The 20,824-nt window shown below is 62.2% G+C and carries 22 protein-coding genes and 1 tRNA gene; 14 read left to right on the top strand and 9 right to left on the bottom strand.

Annotated elements, in window-relative coordinates; all coding sequences use genetic code 11:
- Positions 1-3 precede the first annotated feature (3 nt).
- Positions 4-1,203, top strand: coding sequence for a cation:proton antiporter (locus VUN82_22350; protein ID XAS71788.1), 1,200 nt, complete (start codon positions 4-6; stop codon positions 1,201-1,203).
- A gap of 88 nt (positions 1,204-1,291) precedes the next feature.
- On the opposite strand, the gene dcd is transcribed toward VUN82_22350, so the two are convergent.
- Entirely contained in the window at positions 1,292-1,867 is a 576-nt protein-coding gene (gene dcd, locus VUN82_22355; protein ID XAS74771.1) for a dCTP deaminase, read from the bottom strand.
- 134 nt (positions 1,868-2,001) lie between these two features.
- On the opposite strand from dcd, the gene VUN82_22360 reads away from it, so the two are divergent.
- On the top strand, positions 2,002-3,972 hold the full coding sequence (locus VUN82_22360; GenBank protein ID XAS71789.1) for a CAP domain-containing protein: 1,971 nt from the start codon (positions 2,002-2,004) through the stop codon (positions 3,970-3,972).
- Positions 3,973-3,987: 15 nt separating this feature from the next.
- On the opposite strand, the gene VUN82_22365 is transcribed toward VUN82_22360, so the two are convergent.
- Positions 3,988-4,431, bottom strand: coding sequence for an SRPBCC family protein (locus tag VUN82_22365; protein ID XAS71790.1), 444 nt, complete (start codon positions 4,429-4,431; stop codon positions 3,988-3,990).
- A gap of 215 nt (positions 4,432-4,646) precedes the next feature.
- Here VUN82_22365 and VUN82_22370 point away from each other — a divergent pair, with 215 nt between their 5' ends.
- The 5 genes from VUN82_22370 (at position 4,647) to VUN82_22390 (ending at position 8,324) form a co-directional block, all read left to right on the top strand.
- Positions 4,647-6,173, top strand: coding sequence for a M15 family metallopeptidase (locus VUN82_22370; protein XAS71791.1), 1,527 nt, complete (start codon positions 4,647-4,649; stop codon positions 6,171-6,173).
- An 80-nt stretch (positions 6,174-6,253) separates the two neighbouring features.
- A tRNA-Gly gene (locus tag VUN82_22375) sits at positions 6,254-6,327 on the top strand.
- A 145-nt stretch (positions 6,328-6,472) separates the two neighbouring features.
- Complete coding sequence (locus VUN82_22380) at positions 6,473-6,934, top strand: nuclear transport factor 2 family protein (GenBank protein ID XAS71792.1); 462 nt, start codon at positions 6,473-6,475, stop codon at positions 6,932-6,934.
- 83 nt (positions 6,935-7,017) lie between these two features.
- Complete coding sequence (locus VUN82_22385; protein ID XAS71793.1) at positions 7,018-7,152, top strand: hypothetical protein; 135 nt, start codon at positions 7,018-7,020, stop codon at positions 7,150-7,152.
- The gene (locus VUN82_22390) at positions 7,149-8,324 is read left to right on the top strand and encodes a N(5)-(carboxyethyl)ornithine synthase (protein XAS71794.1); all 1,176 of its coding nucleotides are present in this window, start codon (positions 7,149-7,151) and stop codon (positions 8,322-8,324) included. Before VUN82_22385 ends, VUN82_22390 begins: the two co-directional genes overlap by 4 nt.
- Positions 8,325-8,406: 82 nt before the next feature.
- On the opposite strand, the gene VUN82_22395 is transcribed toward VUN82_22390, so the two are convergent.
- Positions 8,407-9,792, bottom strand: a complete 1,386-nt coding sequence (locus tag VUN82_22395; GenBank protein XAS71795.1) for an MFS transporter — start codon at positions 9,790-9,792, stop codon at positions 8,407-8,409.
- A gap of 156 nt (positions 9,793-9,948) precedes the next feature.
- On the opposite strand from VUN82_22395, the gene VUN82_22400 reads away from it, so the two are divergent.
- Positions 9,949-10,803: a LysR substrate-binding domain-containing protein gene (locus tag VUN82_22400; GenBank protein ID XAS71796.1), complete on the top strand. Its 855-nt coding sequence runs from the start codon at positions 9,949-9,951 to the stop codon at positions 10,801-10,803.
- On the opposite strand, the gene VUN82_22405 is transcribed toward VUN82_22400, so the two are convergent.
- Positions 10,800-11,732, bottom strand: coding sequence for an NAD-dependent epimerase/dehydratase family protein (locus VUN82_22405; protein ID XAS71797.1), 933 nt, complete (start codon positions 11,730-11,732; stop codon positions 10,800-10,802). The genes VUN82_22400 and VUN82_22405 overlap by 4 nt on opposite strands.
- 67 nt (positions 11,733-11,799) lie before the next feature.
- Here VUN82_22405 and VUN82_22410 point away from each other — a divergent pair, with 67 nt between their 5' ends.
- Together VUN82_22410 and VUN82_22415 are read left to right on the top strand one after the other, a co-directional pair.
- On the top strand, positions 11,800-12,126 hold the full coding sequence (locus VUN82_22410; GenBank protein XAS71798.1) for a metalloregulator ArsR/SmtB family transcription factor: 327 nt from the start codon (positions 11,800-11,802) through the stop codon (positions 12,124-12,126).
- A 56-nt stretch (positions 12,127-12,182) separates the two neighbouring features.
- The gene (locus VUN82_22415) at positions 12,183-12,956 is read left to right on the top strand and encodes a TIM barrel protein (GenBank protein ID XAS71799.1); all 774 of its coding nucleotides are present in this window, start codon (positions 12,183-12,185) and stop codon (positions 12,954-12,956) included.
- Positions 12,957-13,026: 70 nt separating this feature from the next.
- On the opposite strand, the gene VUN82_22420 is transcribed toward VUN82_22415, so the two are convergent.
- From VUN82_22420 to VUN82_22430, 3 genes are all read right to left on the bottom strand, one after another.
- Positions 13,027-13,749: a hypothetical protein gene (locus tag VUN82_22420; GenBank protein XAS71800.1), complete on the bottom strand. Its 723-nt coding sequence runs from the start codon at positions 13,747-13,749 to the stop codon at positions 13,027-13,029.
- Positions 13,739-14,425, bottom strand: coding sequence for a helix-turn-helix domain-containing protein (locus VUN82_22425; protein XAS71801.1), 687 nt, complete (start codon positions 14,423-14,425; stop codon positions 13,739-13,741). Before VUN82_22425 ends, VUN82_22420 begins: the two co-directional genes overlap by 11 nt.
- A gap of 155 nt (positions 14,426-14,580) precedes the next feature.
- Entirely contained in the window at positions 14,581-15,621 is a 1,041-nt protein-coding gene (locus VUN82_22430; protein ID XAS71802.1) for a LacI family DNA-binding transcriptional regulator, read from the bottom strand.
- A 196-nt stretch (positions 15,622-15,817) separates the two neighbouring features.
- Between VUN82_22430 and VUN82_22435 the strand changes: the two genes are divergently transcribed.
- From VUN82_22435 to VUN82_22450, 4 genes are all read left to right on the top strand, one after another.
- On the top strand, positions 15,818-16,987 hold the full coding sequence (locus tag VUN82_22435; GenBank protein XAS71803.1) for a Gfo/Idh/MocA family oxidoreductase: 1,170 nt from the start codon (positions 15,818-15,820) through the stop codon (positions 16,985-16,987).
- Positions 16,987-18,201 carry a dihydrodipicolinate synthase family protein gene (locus VUN82_22440; protein ID XAS71804.1) on the top strand — a complete coding sequence of 405 codons (1,215 nt, stop codon included), beginning with the start codon at positions 16,987-16,989 and terminating at the stop codon, positions 18,199-18,201. The genes VUN82_22435 and VUN82_22440 overlap by 1 nt, the downstream gene beginning before the upstream one ends.
- Positions 18,198-19,037 (top strand): sugar phosphate isomerase/epimerase family protein, encoded by an 840-nt coding sequence (locus tag VUN82_22445; protein XAS71805.1) that lies wholly within the window; start codon positions 18,198-18,200, stop codon positions 19,035-19,037. Before VUN82_22440 ends, VUN82_22445 begins: the two co-directional genes overlap by 4 nt.
- A 250-nt stretch (positions 19,038-19,287) precedes the next feature.
- A complete protein-coding gene (locus VUN82_22450) occupies positions 19,288-19,467 on the top strand; it encodes a hypothetical protein (GenBank protein XAS71806.1) in 180 nt (59 codons plus the stop codon).
- A gap of 23 nt (positions 19,468-19,490) precedes the next feature.
- Here VUN82_22450 and VUN82_22455 read toward each other — a convergent pair whose 3' ends face one another.
- Together VUN82_22455 and VUN82_22460 are read right to left on the bottom strand one after the other, a co-directional pair.
- Positions 19,491-19,724: a hypothetical protein gene (locus VUN82_22455; GenBank protein ID XAS71807.1), complete on the bottom strand. Its 234-nt coding sequence runs from the start codon at positions 19,722-19,724 to the stop codon at positions 19,491-19,493.
- Positions 19,705-20,820 (bottom strand): YihY/virulence factor BrkB family protein, encoded by a 1,116-nt coding sequence (locus VUN82_22460; GenBank protein ID XAS71808.1) that lies wholly within the window; start codon positions 20,818-20,820, stop codon positions 19,705-19,707. The genes VUN82_22455 and VUN82_22460 overlap by 20 nt, the downstream gene beginning before the upstream one ends.
- Positions 20,821-20,824 lie beyond the last annotated feature (4 nt).

A 20,824-nucleotide genomic window follows, 5' to 3' on the forward strand; every position in this document is an offset into this window, starting at 1 on the left:
GCCATGGATCCGCTCGCACTAGCCCTCGTTGAACTGGGGGCCGTCGTCTTCTGCCTCGGTCTCCTGGCTCGACTAGCGGGCCGTATCGGCATGTCTCCCATTCCGCTTTACCTTGTGGGTGGCTTGGCCTTCGGTGCAGGCGGCTTCGTCAAATTGGATGGCATGCATGAGTTTTCGCATCTGTCGGGCGAAATCGGGGTCATCCTGCTGCTGTTGATGCTCGGATTGGAATACACCGCCTCTGAACTCGTCACCGGGCTCAGACGTTCATGGCAGGCCGGTGTCCTGGACTTCGTCCTGAATTTCCTCCCCGGCGCCGGAATAGCGGTTCTTCTGGGGTGGGGTCTTGTGGGCGCCATCGTGATGGGTGGCGTTACTTACATCTCGTCCTCAGGAATCGCCGCGAAGGTCATCACTGACCTCGGCCGGATCGGTAACCGCGAAACTCCCGTAGTGCTTTCCATCCTCGTTTTCGAGGACCTCGCCATGGCCATTTACCTGCCCATTCTGACTGCCATCCTGGCCGGTGTCGGGTTCCTGGGTGGACTGCAGACGGTGGGCATCGCGTTGGCTGTCGTCACGGTAGTCCTGATGATCGCGCTCAAGCATGGGCACCGCGTCTCCCAAGCCGTTCACAGCGAGAACTCCGAAGTGTTTCTGCTGAACGTGCTCGGGCTGGCCCTCCTGGTAGCCGGTATCGCCTCTGCCCTCCAGGTCTCAGCCGCAGTGGGTGCATTCATGTTGGGCATCGCCATCTCCGGCGCCACAGCCCACAATGCGACCCGCATCCTTGAGCCCCTCAGGGACTTGTTTGCCGCGATCTTCTTCGTTGCCTTCGGCCTGAACACGGACCCCACGTCCATCCCACCGGTCCTGGGCTGGGCACTGCTGCTCGCCCTGCTGACAACTGCCACCAAAATGTTCACAGGGTTCTGGGCAGCCAAACGTGCGGGCATCGCAATGCCCGGCCGCTTCCGTGCGGGAGCGGCCCTGATTGCGCGTGGTGAATTCTCGATCGTCATTGCTGGTCTGGCGGTGGCTTCGGGAGCCGTGCCGGACGAAGTCGCCGCCTTGGCTACGGCTTATGTCCTCATCATGGCCATCACAGGTCCGCTGGCCGCTCGCTTCGTGGAGCCTGTGGTCAAGGCACTCCGCAGGAGCCCCCGTACACCGCCGCGGGCGGCCGAGCGCGCCACGGCCTGACGGGTCAGCGCCTGACGGGTCCGCGGGACGGTTAGCGACTGAGGCTCTGGGCCTGACGATTCGCGCCTGAGGCCCAGCCCATTTCCGGCTAGATGGCGGTCCGGTGGAAATTCTGGTGGCTGCGGCTGGCGGTGGGTCCGCGCTGGCCCTGGTACCGGTTACCGTACTCACCCGAACCGTAGGGGTGTTCCGCTGAGGATGTCAGGCGGAAGAAGCACAATTGGCCGATCTTCATGCCCGGCCACAACTTGATAGGCAGCGTCGCCACGTTGGAAAGCTCCAGCGTGACATGCCCTGAGAAGCCGGGATCGATGAAGCCCGCGGTGGAGTGCGTCAACAAACCAAGCCGGCCGAGGGACGACTTACCCTCGAGGCGGGCAGCGATGTCGTCGGGCAGGCTCACTGTCTCGTACGTTGAGCCCAGTACGAATTCACCCGGGTGCAGGATGAAAGGCTCATTGCCTTCCACCTCCACCAGCCGGGTCAGCTCGGGCTGCTCCTCGGCGGGATCGATGTGGGCGTATTTGTGGTTATCGAAGAGTCGGAAAAACCGGTCAATCCGCACGTCCACGGAAGACGGCTGAACCATCGCGGGATCGTACGGTTCAAGGACAATCCGTTGGGAGTCTATTTCGGCACGAATATCGCGGTCAGAGATCAGCACAGCATCAAAAATACCCCATGCCTTGTCCGGGCCATGCATTGTCCGGGCCGCCCCATGGGACTATAGTTCCCGGACATGTAAAGCCGCGCCCGTACTTGGGGGCAACGAGCATTCGCGGGGTAATTGTGGGGAAATTGTCAGCGCCTGCGGCTATCGTGCTGGCTGGCGCGCTGGCCATATTGGTAGCCGCGTCCAGCCAAATCTTGCCAGCGACAGACGCCGTACCGGGCGGCGGCACTACTTCTTCGGGTGTTGTTCCTTCCGGCCTCACGGTCCCTGAAACCAGTACGACGCCGGACGCCGCACCTTTGGGGGCGACCCCCGCGCCCAGCGAAGGAGGCGGCGTCGACTCTTCGCCAGGGCCGGGTTCGGGGACCAGCCCCGGTTCCGAAAACGGTGCGCCGACTAGACCGATCGCGATAGATCCGACTGTTGAGACGCCCCCTCCGGTGCCGAACATCGGGCCCTCATGGGGCCCGGATAATCCTTCGTTGGACGGCACGAATCCAGAGGCCAACGAGCCACCCGCCCCAAGTCCTCCCGCCGCATCTGCACCGTCATCGGCTTCCCCCACCTCCGTTCCAAGGCCAACAGCGCCTGCCACAGGACCTGGCCCGTCGGAGTCACCGACGCCAACAGCGCCACCGACTCAAACGCCGTCGCCAACACCCTCACCAACTCAAACACCGACGCCGTCACAAACGGCACCCGCGCCGTCACCAACGCCTGTCACACCCACGCCCACTCCATCGTCAACGCCGGTCACACCAACACCAGCCCCCACGCCCTTCCCCGGCAAGACCCCGAGCAGCGATACGAATCCGGACAACGGTGCCCTCGCGCTTCTCCCGGACGACAACACCGCGGCCATCCTGACCGTGTTCAACGCGATCAACAGCTACCGCGCTTCTCTGGGCCTGGCCCCGGTGAAGTATCACGCCACGGTGGCGAGCATGGCGCAGGAATGGTCGAACAGCATCGCCAGCCGTGAAGTGATCCAGCACCGGGCGAACTTTTGGACGGATCCGCGGGCGCTCAACCCGAACAACGGCGCTGGTGAGGTCATTGCTGTCCGATGGGATCGTGACGCTGCCCAACTGGTGGAGTGGTGGAAAGGCTCCCCCGGTCACGACGCCCTGCTGCGCGATCCACGCTTCAATGTGATGGGCATTGGAATCACGTACACGGATGGCAATTGGCAAACGACTCCCAACCGCTACACGCTGTGGGGCGTGGTCAATTTCTTCGGCTACACCACGCTGCCTGCCGGAACCACCACGCGGCCCGGCGGGACGGTTACGCCGCCCACGGATCCTGTGGGTGTGTGCGAACCCGGCGGCAAGTACCAGCCGCCTACCGTGAATCTCAGCGCGGCATCCATCGGCAGCGCTGCAGACCTTGTATCCATCAGCTCGGACGGAACGGTGTATTCCTACCCGTCCTTGGGTAACGCCAAGTACGGCACGGCCCGCAAGATCGGAATCGGTTTCACCGGGCTCAAGGAGTTGTTCGTATCGGATTGGGACCGCGACGGCGTCTTTGACCTCATCGCCCAACGTCTGGATGGAGCGCTCCTGGTGTACCCGGGCAGACAGTCGGGCGGCTTCGGTTCACCAGGAATCCTGGGCCAGGGGTGGGAGTCCCTGAACATAGCCGTGGGTAATTGGTGTGCCAACAACCGCCTGCCTCAAATTGTGGCCATGGATGCATCCGGCGGGCTCTGGTTCTACAAGAATTCCGGAATGACGTACATACGAACCCAGGCGGCAATCGGAACAGGCAACAAGGCCGTCCGGCTGAGCATGGTGGACTATAACGCCGATGGTTTCCAGGATCTCCTCACGGTGGAGCCCAACGGATACCTGAGGCTGTACCGGGGCACCGGGCTGGGCACCCCGAAGCAGGAGGCCAGGCCTGTGGTGGGTGCGGCGTGGACCGACTACACCGGTTTGCGTTCACTTCAAGGAGTGAACGGCGCAAACACCACGGGCGTCGCGGGCCTGGGTACCAATGGAGTATTGGAGTATTGGGACCTCACGTCTGGAGGACTGACGACGCCGGTGATCATTGGCAGCGGTTGGAGCGGCTTCAAGCTCGCCCAGTAGGGACTCGCCCCGTAGTCAAACCGCCTGGCCGGACTCGATGACGGTCTTGAGTTGCTCCAACTGGGCAACTTCACTTTCCATGGTTTTCTGGATCATGCCGTTCATGAGTTTTTGCAAGCCCTTGGGGTGGTACTCCAGGGCAAACCTGAGCCGTGTCGTCTTGCCCTCGGTGCTGAGGTAGTAGCCGCCCGTGGGCCGGGCCGGTCCGGCCACCACCGCGAAGCGCACTTCTGCGCCCGGCCGGGCCTCTGTGATTTCGAAGTCGGCCGCGATCGGCCGGCCTCCCGGGCCAGTGAGCGTCTGCTGATAGACCGCGCCCTTCTGGCCGCGCACCCCGGATCGAACCGATATGCTGCGGATGCCGGAACGCCAAAGGGAGTTGTTCATGCCATCCATCAGGAATCCATAGACGGTCATGGCATCCCTGCTGATCACCACTTCGTAAGCTGCAAATGCCACGGAAACCTCTTTCGGCGTACGGTTCGAATGTCGTAGCCCGGTTCCCCATACACTGCAGCTAACACCTTCAGAATAGTCAGCCTCGCTTGCCTGCGACACAAGACAAACGAGCCTTGACCGAATGGTTACCTGGCGGCGTATCTGAGACACAGCTGACACATAGTCCCGGGCCGGGTAGAGTTCGTGCCGCTGGCAAAAACCAAATTGGGGGCGTAATGCGAGTTCTGAAACATCCGTTTGTCCACGGCAATGCACGACGACGGATGGCCGCCTGCGCGGCATTCCTCGCCATGGCGGTGGCTGGCGGAGTCATCACGGCGGCGCCTGCGTCGGCACTTCCAACAACGGCACCCTCGGCAGCGGCATCTACGGTGGCATCCACAGTCGCGAACAAAGTGGCAGTGCCCACCACTGTGAATCCCCTGCCAAGCCTGGACCCCATCGGTAACCCTGCAAGCTTCTCTGTCCTGGTCAATAAATCCAGGCCGCTGAATCCAGTCAGCTACGCCCCGAACGACCTCATCAATGCCCGTGGCTCTGGCCAGTACATGCGGGCCGAAGCCGCCGCCTGGCTCAACGGCCTCTTCCAGGGAGCAGCCGATGCTGGTACCGGCGGCCTGTCGATCGTGAGCGGCTACCGTTCCTATGCTCAGCAGCAGGAAGTGTATGCCTACTACGTCAGCATCTACGGCCAGGCCTACGCGGACACCATCTCGGCACGTCCCGGGTACAGCGAACACCAGACGGGCCTCGCCATGGACATCGGCAATGCTGCTGGTTCCTGTGGCCTAAGTACCTGCTTCGGAGACACGGCGGCTGGCAAATGGGTGGCAGCGAACGCACACAAATACGGCTTCATCGTCCGGTACCCCAACGGCTACACGGGCACCACCGGGTACAGCTATGAGCCGTGGCATCTGCGGTACGTTGGCGTAGCGCTGGCCACTGACATGAACCGTCGCGGATTCCCGACGCTGGAGCACTACTTCGCTGGAAACCCGGCAGCCGCCGCCAGCATCAAGTCCGGCGCCGACCTCGTGGCGGCCGACTCTTCAGGCCGGATGCTGCGTTACCCCGCGACGGCGGCAGGCGGGTATGGGGCGCCAGTCCAGATCGGTTCGGGCTGGACCGGCTTGAAGCAGGGCTTCGTAGTGGACTGGGACATTGATGGCGTGTACGACATCCTTGCGCAGTGGAACAACGGCGTCCTGGGCGTTTATCGTGGCCTCCCCGACGGCGGCTTCGCCGGTCAGGTTGTCGTGGGCAATGGCGGCTGGGATCGCATGACCATCACCGTGGGCAAGTGGACGCACGCGCACCCCCGGCCCGGCGTCGTCGGGTATTTTCCGGACGGTGTGCTGCGCTACTACCCCAACACCTTCGGCGGTGCGCTGAGCGCTCCGCAGGTCATCGGCAAGGGCTGGAACGGCATGGAACTGACCATGGCCGACTGGGAGGGCGACGGCGCCAACGACATCCTGGCGAGGACAGCTTCCGGATCTTTGGTCAACTATCGGGGAGACGGCTGGGCTGGTTTCTTTGGCCCGGCCACCACCGTAGGCACGGGTTGGCAGTACATGCGTACGCTCCTCCCGAGCTTCGGGCTGACCGGTGCGGGCACTCGCAGCATCACTGCTCAAACTGCTGATGGCAACCTCTACAATTACGGCCTCGGCAGGGGTTCCTGGACCACCTACGCCCAGGTTGGATCCGGTTGGAACAGCTTGAAGCTCTTCAAGTAGACATGGCGTGTGCGCCTGTCATGAGGACCGCCGTAACTGCGCTAAGCTAGGACTCGCTCCGGCGAATAGCCGACAGCGACGCGGGCGTAGCTCAATGGTAGAGCGCTAGCTTCCCAAGCTCGATACGCGGGTTCGATTCCCGTCGCCCGCTCCATCATGACCCCTTGCCTCCGGGCAGGGGGTCATCTTCTTGGGAATTACGACGGCGGCACTCACCAGATAAGCCCCCGCACCCGTCGACCCCGGCCGTCCCCGAGCCTAAACTCGTAGATACATCCACCTATCCGGGAGGTCCCCCAATGACTCTCACCGACGATGCTGAAGCGGCTCCCCTCGCCGTCATCCACCGCCTGCTGGAAGCCACGAACAAGCACGATCTGGAAGCCTTGGCCGAATGCTTCGCGCCAGGCTATGTCAATGAGACGCCTGCCCACCCCACCAGGGGCTTCACGGGCAGGGACGCTATCCGCAGCAACTGGGAGCAACTCTTCACGGGAGTGCCGGACATCAAGGTTCGAATGGTGTCCCACAGCGTGTCCGGCAACCAGGCCTGGACCGAGCTGCACATGCAGGGCGCGTGGCGGGATGGCACGCCGCATGAGCTCACGGGCGTCATCATTTTCGGCGTGGAAGAGGGCGTCATCAACAGCGCCCGGTTCTACATGGAGCCTGTGGAGCACTTCGTCCGCGTTGACGACACCGCGGATCGCGTCAGCCACCGTGTGACCCATGGTCGGCCCGCCGTCGAGCCTGTGCAGTGAGTCAGCCCGATACACAGCGGCTCAGGTGCTGGGTGTATCGTCAGGAGTCAGGAGCCATTTCGGCTCCGCTCTAGGGAGCGATCATGGGCGACAAATCACCGCGCCAAGCTGCATCGAAGAAGTCCAGTAAATCCATCAAGGAAAAGCGCGCTGACAAACGGGCTGCCGACTCGCCCGACACTACGGCCGCGAAACCCGCAACCGGCAATAAAAAGTGATTGGGGCGCAAAGTCCGCTAAGCATTGGCGCCCTGGGTTCTTCGCTGAAGCCCAACGAGCAACGGCTACCGATCCACCCGGAACATCTTGAGCGCATCGCTCCGGAACTGCGCCAACGGCTGCACCTTGAATATGGCTATGGCGAACGCTTTGGTGTTTCGGACAGCAAACTCGCCGGACTTGTCGGCGGACTGGGCACACGGCGAGAGCTCATCGCCCAGAACGACGTCATTCTGCTGCCCAAGCCGCAGGCCGAGGATCTCGCTGAACTCCGGGACGGGCAGACCCTCTGGGGTTGGCCGCACTGCGTCCAGGACGAAGCCATCACCCAACTCGCGATCGATAAAAAACTAACGCTGATCGCGTTTGAAGCCATGAACCACTGGGCTGCCGATGGCGGTTTCGGACTTCATGTCTTCCACAAAAACAACGAGCTTGCCGGATACTGCTCGGTGCTGCATGCGTTGGCTTTGACCGGCTCCACGGGTGATTACGGCCGCCGCCTGACCGCAGTGGTCATTGGTTTCGGCGCCACTGCCCGAGGTGCAGTGACAGCCCTGAATGCTCACGGCGTCCATGATGTCCAAGTGCTGACCAACCGCGGAGTCGCCGCGGTCGGATCTCCGATTCATTCGGTGCGGATCGTGCAGTTCGACCACGACAACAATGCACCATTCCTGAGCGAAGTCATCACAGACGGGGGCCGCAAGCCACTGGCCCCGTTCCTTGCTGCCGCGGACATTGTGGTCAACTGCACCTTGCAGGACCCAAACTCGCCGCTGACGTACCTGCGGACCGAGGACCTGGCCGATTTCCGGCCGGACAGCCTGATCGTGGACGTGTCCTGCGATCCCGGCATGGGATTCAGCTGGGCAAGGTCTACAACATTCGATGAGCCCATGTTCCGCGTGGGCGGCCACGTGAACTACTACGCCGTTGACCACAGCCCCTCCTACCTGTGGAATTCGGCCAGCTGGGAGATCAGCGAGGCCTTGTTGCCATTCCTGGAGACTGTGGCCGCCGGTCCGGAGGCGTGGGACGCCAACGAGACGATCTCCCGCGCGATCGAGATTCGCGACGGCGTCATCCGGAACCCGGATGTGCTCGAGTTCCAGGGCCGCTCGGCGGAGTACCCCCACCTGCCGGCTGCGGTCCAAGCGCCCGTAGCCTAAAGGCCCACGAAAAAGGCAGTGCATGCGGCTTCACCGCAGGCACTGCCTTTTTGTTTGCGTGCGCTTATGCCGCTTGCGTCCGTTATGCAGTCTGTGTCCGGTCCACAATCCGGAGCACACGACGCCTGTCCCGCAAGTCCACCTTGATATGGAGGGATGCCTTCCGGGCCAACACGACGGCGACCACGGCCGCCGCCGTTGCCGGCACACCGCCAGCCACCAGGATGGCCAGGTGCGGACCAAGGTGCTCAGCGAGCCAACCCATCACTGGGCCGCCAATTGCCTGGCCGCCGATGAGCACCACTAAGTAAAGGCTCATCACGCGGCCTCGAATGCTCATGTTGGAACTGGTCTGCACCATCTGGTTTGCCGCGGTGAGGAACATGAGGCACCAGAATCCGGCCAGGACCATGGAGACGCTGAACCAGACCATGGAGGGCATCACGGACGAAAGGCAGAGCATCAAGCCGTACAAGCCCGCCGAGAGCACCACTGAACGCAACCGAAGCTGACGACGTCGGGTGGATGTCACAGCGCCCGTCAGTGCACCGAGCGCAACCATGGCGTTCAGCAGGCCGTAGCCTCCGGCCCCGGCGTCGTACACGTGGTCCGCAAAGGCGGCCAGCAGCACCGGGAGGCTCATAGCGAAAACGGCGACGAACCCGGCCATCAACCATGGCCAGTAGATGGTGGGTTTGCTGAGTGCGTACTGGAGGCCTTCGCGCAGCATACCCTTCTTGCGCGGCGTCGGTCGGCTAAGGTGCAGCTGGTCTTTGCGGAGGATCAGGAGCATGGTCACGGTCGAGCAGCATGCCACGGCATTGGCCGCGAATGCCCAACCAGCGCCCACAGCAGTGAGCAGCCATCCCGCGAGTGCCGGACCGATCAGGCCACCGAGCTGGAAAGTTGTTGAGTTGACGCTGATGGCGTTGCGCAGGTACTTGGGACCGACGAGTTCATTGACGAATACCTGCCGCGCGGGCTGGTCCAGGACGGTCACAAAGCCCAGGACCAGGGCTATTGTGTAGACGTGCCAGACTTCTACGCGCTGGCTGAGGGAAAGCGCCGCCAATGTCGCAGCCAGCACGGCTGCCGCGGACTGGCAGATGATGAGGATCTTTCGTTTGGCGAAGCGGTCGGCCATCATGCCGCCCCACGGGCCAAGGAATAACGAAGGCATGAACTGCAGCGCCACGGTAATTCCGACGGCGGTGACGGACCCGGAGAGCTGGAGCACCATCCAGTCCTGGGCGATGCGTTGCATCCAGATCGCAATCACGGCAATGAAGTGGCCGATTGCGAAGATCCTGAAGTTGGGTACCTTCAGGGAGATAAAGGTGTGCCGCCAGGGCAGCTTTTCGCTTACGACGGCGAGTGGCTGGGTGACGGTGTCCGGCGTCTGCGGCGCGGACAGGGAATCGATGACGGGCTGGCTGACATTTGCCGCTGAAGGCGGTGGGGGTGCCAAAGGTAGTCCTCGGATCGAGAGTTTCGGTGGGATGCCTTTAACGCTATGGTTGCCAGCAGCAATTATGGAAGCGTATTACGTCTATAACTAGCATTGCGGATTGCAATGAGCCTCCCGCACTTCCGCAGTAATTCGACCCAGCGCTTGAGGAGTTCCGTGTTTGAACCTGTCCAGCTCCGCTCCTTCCTGGCCGTCGCCGAAACGCTGAGTTTCACCAAGGCGGCCGAACGATTGGGACTAGCCCAGCCAACAGTGAGCCAGCACGTACGCAAGCTCGAAACCGCCGCCAAGCGGGTCCTCGTGGCCCGCGACACCCGGGAAGTCCGGCTGACGGACAATGGCGATGCCATGGCCGGGTTTGCCCGCAGCATCCTTGCAGCCCACGATTCCGCAGCACGATACTTTTCCGGTTCTGCAATGCGGGGCCGCCTCCGGTTTGGCACTGCCGACGACCTCGCCATCACGGGCCTTCCCCGTATCCTGCGCGAATTCCGCCAACTGTATCCGCAGATCAACCTCGAATTGACCGTCAGTCAGAGTGACCAACTCTACAAGCGCCTCAACGCTGGCCAGCTGGACCTCGTGTTCGTGAAGTGGGTGGCAGGCGCCAAGGAAGGCACGGTTGTTCGGCATGACAACTTCGCGTGGGTCGGCGTTGAGCAAACAGTTCTGGAACCCGGGGCGCCCGTGCCGCTGATTGCCTATCCCGCGCCAAGCCTGAGCCGGAAGTTGGCCATCGACGCTTTGGAAGCGGCGGGCCGCACATGGCGCATCACGTGCAGCACCAAGCAGATCAGCGGTGTGCTGGCCGCAGTCCGGGCGGGTATTGGCGTTGCCGTGATGCCCGCATCCCTGGTCCCCGAGGACCTCAAAGTCATCACCCAGCGTTTCGACCTCCCGCCCGTGGGAGACGTCGACTTCACCTTGATCCGGAATCCCTTGGCCAACGCTGAAGTCATCGATGCACTTACCCAGGCGATCATGGGGAGGGCGCTGAGTAAGTCGAACTAACGGCTGAGTCGGCCCACCTCGTGGCGGCGACGTTGCACGGCCCACCATCGTGCGATGCGGAGGTCGTCCAGCGTGAAACGTCCATCGGGCAGCGCGGCCTGGATCCGATCGGCGTCGAACCTCAAAACTGGGCGAATTTCCTCCGGGAGCTCGGACGCGAACGGCGCGGGCTCGCTGACACCTTCCGCCAGCATTTGCGCTTGTGCTTTCGCCACGAGTGGGACCACCATTGTCCACTCGGTCAGCTGGGCAAGCATACGGATGGCCCACACCGGGACGGGTACGTAGACAAGGCGCCTACCCGCCACTCGCGCAATGCGACGAACAGCCGCGCCAAGTTCCAGCTCCTCGGCTCCAACAACGGCGACCGTCGGGCTTGGAATGCGCCCCTCAAGGGCAGCAAGCAATACGTTGACGGCTTCCTCGACCGGTATAGGTCGGACTGTCCGCTCGCGAAAACCTACGGTCGCGAATACTGGAAAGGTGCGCACGGCGCGAGTTACATGGTCCACCATATGATCACCAGGGCCGTAGATCATGCCCGCCTTAAGGATGGTGTGGTCGATCCCGGACCGCCGGACGAGTTCCTCAGCAGCCCACTTCGTCTCGTGGTAGGGCGATCCGCAGTCAGGCCTTGCCCTGAGAAAGCTCAGCATAACGATCCGCTTCACGCCCGCTCGTCGGGCAGCCTCAATGACAGCCTGGGTACCGTCCACATGGACACGCCGGAAAGTCTGGTCTCCGATCTCACGGTTTATCCCCGCGCAGTGCACCACCACGTCACACCCGGCGAATGCCACCGTCAGAGCGTCCGCATCATCGATCTGCACGCCAGTCCGACGAGAGATCACCACCACGTCCTCGCTGCCAAGACGCGCTGCCAAGTGACGGCCAACAAAACCGGTACCACCAGTAATAGCCACACGCATAACCTTGCTCCTTCGCTTATTAGCAATGAAGCTAAACTGTATATAGCAATCGTGCTATATTGCAAACATGGCAGATACAGCATCCGATATCTTCGCTGCGCTCGCGCATCCTACGAGGCGGCAGATCCTGCAGGACCTCAAGGACGGCGAGATGGCCGCGGGCGAGATCGCTGCGAGATTCAGCGCTACGGGTCCGACCATTTCCCGACACCTGAGCGTTCTCCGCCAAGCAGGCCTGATCTCAGAGCGGCGCGATGCCAATCGCATCCTGTACTCACTCGTCGGTGAGCGGCTCGCCCTCTCAGTCGGCGACTTCCTCTCGACAGTCTGCCCAGAGCAGATCGTGTTGCGTGAGGTCCGGAAGCGCAGCACAAGCCGTGGAGCAGAGGCGTAGCGTCCAGCCATCGGTCTCATCTATTCGGGTAAGCGCATTCCAGCTATCCTGAACCAATGATCGACCTCACTACGTTGGCGGACCTCACGCCCGGCATTTGTTCCGTCACACTGCGGGAGTCGGGGATTGACGACGTCGTCCGTATTTCTTCGGACGCAGGCCTGGCTGGCATCGAGTGGGGTACGGATATCCACGTCAGTGACGCTGCATCCGCTGCCCATGCCAAGGAAGCAACGGAAGCTGCTGGCCTCACGGTCCTTTCGCTTGGCTCCTACTACCGCGCCGGCGACTTCGGCGATTTCGGCCCGACATTGGAGCTGGCGGCGACCTTAGGCGCACCTCGAATACGCATCTGGGCTGGGGAGCTTGGTTCGGCAGACGCTCAAGACAGTCAGTGGGACGCTGTCGTGAAGGACACGCAGCGGGTGGCAGACCTGGCCGCCGAGCGAGGAATCGCCATCGCCTTCGAGTATCACGGGAACACCCTCACCGATTCCCCCGAAACGACACTTGAACTCCTGCAGCGGGTAAGCCATCCCAACGTCGGCACTTACTGGCAACCCGCCGTCGGGCTTTCCGACCAACAAGCGCTTGACTCGCTGCACCGGGTGTTGCCTCATGTCGTCGGCGTCCACTGCTTTTCCTGGGGACCCAAAGCCGAAAGGTTCCCGCTCCGCAACAGGAAGCTGTTGTGGCAGACAGTGTCGGACGCCCTGCGGGGAAACGGCAAGGACATGGACATCATGCTGGAGTTCGTCGAGGATGACCTCCCGGACAACGTGCTCAACGACGCAGCATTCCTGCACACCATCACTCTCGGGGAAGACTAGCGCCAACCTGATTCAAAATGCCGTTCGTGAGCGTTATCGCGGACCGGCTAGTCCCGCCGTCCGTCAACACCTAGTTCAGCGAGATTCGCAGGCGTTCCACGCCCTCGGCACCTTCCGGCACTAGTTCCATGAGCTCCGGTTCATTGGCAAGGCGACCAAGCATGTTTGCGAGATGGTCCCGCTCAGCGCGCTTGTAGGTGACGTTACGAAGGTCAGAGGCTCGGACAACAGAGGCCAAGGTAAGGAAGTCATCGATGTGTCGTTGCCGTAGGGGGTCATTGATGATGGTCAGCGCTCCCGCTTTGCCGATGAGGCTGCCGAGGATCGTGGGCCGGTTGACCTTGCCGGACGCTGATCCCGCTTGAACTTCGACGGTCTCTGAACGGTCGAGAGCTTGTTGACTGGCGGGGGCAGCAATCGTGGTCCCGCCGCTAACTCCGCGTCGCTTCTCGGCCCGTTCACCCAGATGGCGCGGAATGAGGACATCCACCAAAGCCTCGCCGCGCTCCCATCGATGCTGGTAGCCCTCCAGGGATTCTCCCGCGGATTCGAAGCCGAGCTTCACTAGGAGTTCAGTGAAATCGTGAAGCATCGTGGGGTAGGTGCGGATGTCCAACGCCTTATCGGCGTCCTTGGTGGGTCGCACGTCCCGGGCACCACGTTCGACAGCGTGCAGGAAGACCGCTTGACCGCCGACCAGAACCCAACCCTGCGGCATTGCACTATGGATTTCGAAGACAGCCTGCCATGCTTCCTGCTGTTCGATGAACATTGCGGGAAGTTCAATCGGCATGGACGCTCCTGAGGATTTCGCGTGCGGCTTGTTGTTCACGAACACCGGGCCGTTCGGCCAAGTCTGCCGCCACCACTAGTGGGGGAAGTTCGTCGGGGACCTGCTCGGCGGCGCGGAGGATTACATTCGGCCTCTTGCCGGGGAATGGCTCAACCAGGAACCAGTCCTTGACGACGGCCTTGAGTTCGTCGCGTCGCACATAGGCTTCAACCTCTGAGTTGGCCAGCAGCCCAGAACGCGGGTGAGAGACTCCGGAAAGGTGGATTCGATTGTCCCCCCGAAGCTCGGCGATGTCGTCCGGGCTGGAAGAGAACTCGAATTTTTCGGCGCGATTGGGCAGCCATGCTGCGAGAAGCTTGAGTAAGTCCGAGGAGTCCTGCAGCCGGTTGATGCGCTCTTTCAGGCGATGCTTCTCGACCGGCGAGGGTTCGAAGTCATCGAGAAGAGAGGGCCGCGAGCTGTCTTCCCGGAAGCAGGATATGAGTTGCCAGGCACTCCGTTCGGACAGGGGCCGGCCAGCAGGCTTACCAGGCCGGTACTGGACAGCGTCGGCTTCGTCAACGATCCAGCGTCCGCCGACCCGTTGGCCCCGAATGCGTCCGGATTGGACGAGCTGCCGTGCTCGGCTCTCGTTGACGTTAAGGCGCTTCGCCAGCTCGGGGATACTCAATGCCATTTCATAATCCTAGCGGTATCGCTATGAATATGTAATCAGCTCGCACTTGCGTCGATTACATATTCATAGCGTTATCGCCACAAATGTGTAATCACCGGACGCCGTCAGCTAACCAGAGCCACCGCTTAGGCCCGGGCTGGGTGCTACTGCACCAACTAGCCCGCTTGGCTCTCCACCGGAAGCTCGGTGCTGCGGCGGAGCTTGACGGAACCAACTACGGGGCCGCCCTCCGGGTCGCCGGCCGCAAGCCTTCCAATGTCCTCCAGCGGCAGATACACCGTGGACAGGGCTGGGCGGAAGTCCCGCAGGGTTTCAATGTCGTCAAAACCAGCGATGTTTGCGTCCCGGGGAATCCACACGCCCTCTGACCGAAGTGCGGCGGTCACGCCGATGGCCATGACGTCGTTCACCGCGAAGATGCAGGGGCGCTCGCCGGAGGCCTTGATTCGTTGGGCCAGCGCCAGCCCGGCATCGTATCCTCCCGCACGGTTGAAGCCTGTGCGGATGACCTCAGCGCTGGGCCGACCGGCGTCGGCGAGTCCGCGCTGGAAGCCGCGGATCCGGTCATCGGAGGTAAAGAGTCCCTCAGGGCCGCCAACAATGACGAAGGCGCCCTCATGGGAGGCAGCCAACTCGTCAGCAAGCTCCGCGGCGAGGTCCTCGTTGGGCACCTCAACTACGTGGTAGCCCTCCTCGGCAGTGGAGCCCACGATCGGGTGGCCCACTACGCCGACATGCCCGCCATTACGGCAATAGCGGTCCAACTCGGCAGCGAGCTCCAGGTTGCTTTGCTCGTCCTCGGGCCGTGCCGAGCGTGAACCCGCAATGACAATTGAATCTGCGCGACGGGCAGCGAAGGCCGCCACGGCTTCACGCTCATCCGAAGGGGCGCCGGACGTGCTGGCCAACAGCACCATACGGTTCTGTTGGCGGGCCGCCTCCTGGACGCCGCGGGCAATGGCGGAAAAGTAGGGGTCGGCGATGTCGTGGACAATCAAGCCGATGAGCCCTGAGCTGGACTTTGCGAGCGCCTGGGCTTGGGCATTGGGGACGTAGCCGAGCTTTTCCGCAGCCTCCCGGACGCGCTCCGCAATATCCTCCGCGGGCTTACGGGTGGAACCGTTGAGGACACGGGACGCTGTGGCCAGGGAGACCCCTGCCAAACGGGCGACTTCACTTAGTGTGCTGGCGGCCACGAGGCCCTCCTTTTCTGCAAGCCTTCGAGACTGGCGCTAAAGAAATTATGGCAGTCTTCACCCATTTTTGGGAAAGCGCTTGCCAACCCATCCCAGCATGGTGCATGATCGAAGCAATGGGAATGCGCTTTCCCACACTTCGAATTGCAAACACCGGCAACGCACAGCGGCCGGCACACAAGGACCTGGAGAAAACATGGGCTACGAAACAAAGACGATCCGCATCGCCATGAACGGCATCACCGGCCGCATGGGTTACCGCCAGCACTTGCTGCGGTCCATCCTCCCCATCCGCGACGCCGGTGGCTTCACGCTCGAAGACGGCACCAAGGTGCAGGTCGAACCGATCCTCGTTGGCCGCAACGAAGCCAAAATCCGCGAACTCGCCGAACTCCACAAGGTCTCCGAATGGTCCACCGACCTGGACGCCGTCATCGCCGATCCCACCGTGGACATCGTGTTTGACGCCTCCATGACCAGCCTTCGCGCCGCCACCTTGAAGAAGGCCATGCGCGCCGGCAAGCACATCTTCACCGAAAAGCCCACGGCTGAGACTCTCGAAGAAGCAATCGAGCTCGCACAGATCGGCAAGGAATCCGGCGTCACTGCTGGCGTCGTGCATGACAAGCTGTACCTCCCCGGTCTGGTCAAGCTCCGCCGTCTGGTGGACGAAGGCTTCTTCGGCCGCATCCTCTCCATTCGTGGCGAATTCGGCTACTGGGTTTTCGAAGGCGACGTCCAAGCTGCACAGCGTCCGTCCTGGAACTACCGCAAGGAAGATGGCGGCGGAATGACCACGGACATGTTCTGCCACTGGAACTACGTGCTCGAAGGCATTATCGGCAAGGTCAAGAGCGTCAACGCCAAGACAGCCACGCACATCCCCGCACGCTGGGACGAAGCCGGCAAGGAATACAAGGCCACCGCTGACGACGCTTCCTACGGCATCTTCGAACTTGAAACCCCGGGCGGCGACGACGTCATCGGCCAGATCAACTCCTCCTGGGCCGTCCGCGTCTACCGCGACGAACTGGTTGAGTTCCAGATCGACGGCACGCACGGTTCCGCCGTCGCCGGTTTGAACAAGTGCGTTGCACAGCAGCGCGCCCACACTCCCAAGCCTGTCTGGAACCCGGACCTGCCCGTCACCGAGTCCTTCCGCAGCCAGTGGCAGGAAGTTCCGGCCAATGCTGAGCTCGACAACGGCTTCAAGCTGCAGTGGGAAGAATTCCTGCGCGACGTGGTCGCTGGCCGCGAGCACCGCTTCGGCCTGCTCTCCGCCGCCCGCGGCGTGCAGCTTGCCGAGCTTGGCCTGCAGTCCTCGGCAGAGCGCCGCACCATCGACATCCCGGAGATCACCCTCTAATGACGTCACTCATTCTTCCTACCGACGACGGCGGCACACGCGAGTACCGCCTCCAGCCCGCCACTGCTTGGGTCAAGCCGAGCGCTCCACTGACGGCCCGCCGCGCCTATGCCGCAGCCCACGTCATCCCGGAGGTCGCGGCTGATAACACTCCCGGCGCCCCGGCGCAGCTCGACTGGGATGCCACGCTGGCGTACCGGCACGAACTCTGGTCCTACGGACTGGGCGTCGCTGACGCCATGGACACCGCGCAGCGCGGCATGGGCCTGGACTGGGCAGCCACGCAGCAGCTCATCAAGCGAACCGGCGCCGAGGCCGCTTCTGTAGTTTCCGCAGGCAACGCCGCGACAGCAGGCAAGTCCGTCCGCGATCTCGTCTCCTGCGGCGCAGGCACCGACCAGCTGGACATCGCTGCACTCCCTGAGGGCGCTGCCGGCATTCAGGCAGTTATCGATGCCTACCGCGAGCAGATCGCCGTGGTCAGCGAGGCCGGCCCCAAGGTCATCCTCATGGCCTCCCGTGCCTTGGCAAAGGTGGCCAGCGGCGCCGACGACTACCTTCACGTCTACTCGACGCTCCTGCAGGAAGTTGACCAGCCCGTCATTCTGCACTGGCTGGGCACGATGTTCGATCCCGCACTGGCCGGCTACTGGGGCTCCGACGACGTCTCTGTGGCCACCGAAACGTTCCTTAGCCTCATCCGCGAGCACGCGGACAAGGTCGACGGCGTGAAAGTCTCGCTTCTGGACGCTTCCCATGAAGTCGCCCTCCGTGCCAACCTTCCGGAAGGCGTGCGCCTCTACACAGGCGACGACTTCAATTACCCGGAGCTGATCGACGGCGACGACACCCACCACTCAGACGCCCTGCTGGGCATCTTTGCCGCCATTTACCCTGCCGCTTCGGTTGCCTTGCAGAAGTACGACGCCGGCCAAGGTGCAGAAGGGCGCGCGATCCTTGACTCCACCCGTGAGCTCGGAAAGCACATCTTCAGCGCACCCACGTTCTACTACAAGACCGGTATCGCCTTCATGTCCTGGCTCAACGGCAAACAGCCCGGGTTCCAGATGGTCGGGGGGTTGCACTCGGGACGATCCGTCCTGCACCTTGCCAAGACCTTCGAACTTGCCGATCAGGCCGGCTTGCTGAAGGACCCGTCATTGGCGGCATTCCGGATGTCCGACTACCTGCGGATCAACGGAGTGGGCGCATGAGCGACTTTTCCAGACTCTCGCTGAACAGCGCCACGACCAAAAAGTGGACTCTTGCCGAAGCTGTGGACGGTTGTGCGCGCGCGGGCATCCCCGCAATCGGCCCTTGGCGTGATCGCGTAGCGGAAGCCGGACTGGACAAGGCGGCCAAGCTCATCAAGGACGCCGGCCTCCGTGTTTCGTCCCTGTGCCGCGGCGGCTTCCTCACAGCGCCTGATGCCGAAGGTCAGGCTGCGGCCCTGGCCGACAACTTCAATGCCGTCCGCGAAGCAGTAGCGCTGGATACGCAGGAGCTGTTCCTGGTGGTCGGCGGGCTCGCTCCTGGCGAGAAGGACGTCGTCGCGGCACGCCAGCGCGTGGCTGACAGGCTCGAGGAACTCGTCCCGTTCGCTTCTGAGAACGGTGTGCGACTGGTGCTGGAACCGCTGCACCCGATGTACGCCGCAGACCGCGCCCTCATCTCCACCCTTGGCCAGGCCTTGGACCTTGCCGCGCCTTACGACGCGAAGGCAGTGGGTGTGGCCGTCGATACGTTCCACGTCTGGTGGGATCCCGAACTGAAGGCCCAGATCGAACGGGCCGGACGCCATAACCGCATTGCCTCCTACCAGGTATGCGATTTCAACCTGCCGATCGCTTCGGACGCGCTGCTGTCCCGCGGAATGATGGGCGACGGCGTCATTGACTTCGCGACCATCGGCACCTGGGTGCGCGACGCCGGATATAAGGGCGATATCGAGGTTGAGATCTTCAATCAGGAAATCTGGGATGCCGATGGCGATACCGTCCTGGAAACCATGAAGCAGCGCTACGCGGAACTCGTTCTGCCATACGCCTAATGACGTGGTCCTCCTGCGGATGCCCTAAGCTCCGCGGGAGGACCGCCCCCAAAGCAAGCGAGCCCCTGCCCGGTCACGGCAGGGGCTCGCTTTTGTCACGCCCTGCTTGTTTCAGAAGCAAGGCCCGGAATGCCCATGTTAGATAAGTGGTACATAGCTGAAACATTGCGTCGATGAGAGGAAACAATGGCCACCTACGCTGGTTTCACCTGGACAAAGAAGTCCAAGAAACCACTGAAAGGACACCACCATGATGCTCTTGAAGACACTTAACTTTTTCCTCGACGCCAGCAGTAGCCACAGCGGGTCGTCGGGCGATTCCCCTGAAGAAACGACGCCTACTGCCGCCTTCGCTTTTGAGCGCCTGTCCTCCAGCGCCTGGGAGGGCTGGTGGGATGACGCCGATCAGGGCTTTCCTGCAGGGGCATAATCCGAGCGGGATCCTGAGTCCGGCTACACGTTGGCGGGCACGTGGACCTGGGCGCGCGGAACACCGATCAAGGTGAGAGTGCCGCCGTCGTTGGCTTCTAACTCCAGCCGGATGTTCCGGGTTCCCTCCTCTGGCTGGACGGAACTGACACGGAAAACCTCACCGTGGATTTCCACCCGGTCGCCGTCTCGAACGCTCTTGAGCTTCCGGGTGGTGCCGGTCCCGTTGACGCGAGGTTCACTTCTTGTCTTCGGCATCGGCTGTGCGTTCCTGTGATTCGTTGGTGCGTGTTTCGTCATCGTAGTTTTCCCGAAGTTCCTGCCCGCGGCGGATAATCTCCTCTTCCTGTTTCTGCTGTTTGTCGCTGCGCTTGGTACCCCGGGGCGGAAGTTGGATTGTCTCTTCAGCTTCAATCCCTCCCTGCAATTGGCGCCCGCGTTCCATTTCGGCGTCAAATTCTGCACCAAAAAGCAGCGACATATTAAGGATCCAGAGCCACAGCAGCATGATGATGACGCCTGCCAGCGTTCCATACGTCTTGTTGTAATTGCTGAAGTTCCCAACGTAAAAGGCAAAGCCCAACGATGCCAGGGCAAATATCACCAGGGCGATGAGGGACCCCGGGCTGATCCAACGGAACTTGGGCTGCTTGACGTTTGGGGTGAAGTAGTAGAGCACGGCGATGACAATGACCACCAGCACGATCAGGACCGGCCATTTGGCGATGTTCCACACGGTCAGGATCGTGTCGGACATTCCGATTGCCTTACCGATAGCCTCAGCCACTGGTCCGCTGAGGACGAGCATCGCGGCGGCCAGTGCCGCGCCCACAAGCGCAACGATGGTAACGGCAAGCATCGTGCCGCGCAGTTTGACGAAGCCACGGCCTTCATCCACTTCGTACACGCGGTTCATCGCCCTGCTGAAGGCCGTGGTGTAACCGGAGGCCGACCACAACGCCACCAAGATGCCGAGGGCCAGAGCAAAGCCCGCCGCGTTGGACCGCGTCAGTTCCTCGATGGGCTGCCGCAGGGCGTCAACACCGGGCCCGGGGGCGAATTGCTGCACGATGTCCAGTAATGCCGTGGTGGTTTTCCCGGCGTCGCCAAAGATCCCGATGAGGGAAACCAACGCCAAAAGCGCCGGGAAAAGGGAAAGCACTGCATAGTAGGTAAGGCCGGCAGCGGCATCAGGACATTGATCCTTGTTGAACTCCCGCAGTGTCCGTTTTGCGATATACATCCACGTGGGCTTGACGAGGTCGTTGAGACTGTCCGGCTTACGGTCGTCGTCAGGGGCGGGAGCGTTGCCCGCCTTCGCTGTGCTGGTGTGTGCTGAATTCTGAGTAGTCATGGGG

The sequence above is a fragment of the Micrococcaceae bacterium Sec5.1 genome (assembly GCA_039636795.1).
Lineage (GTDB): Bacteria > Actinomycetota > Actinomycetes > Actinomycetales > Micrococcaceae > Arthrobacter.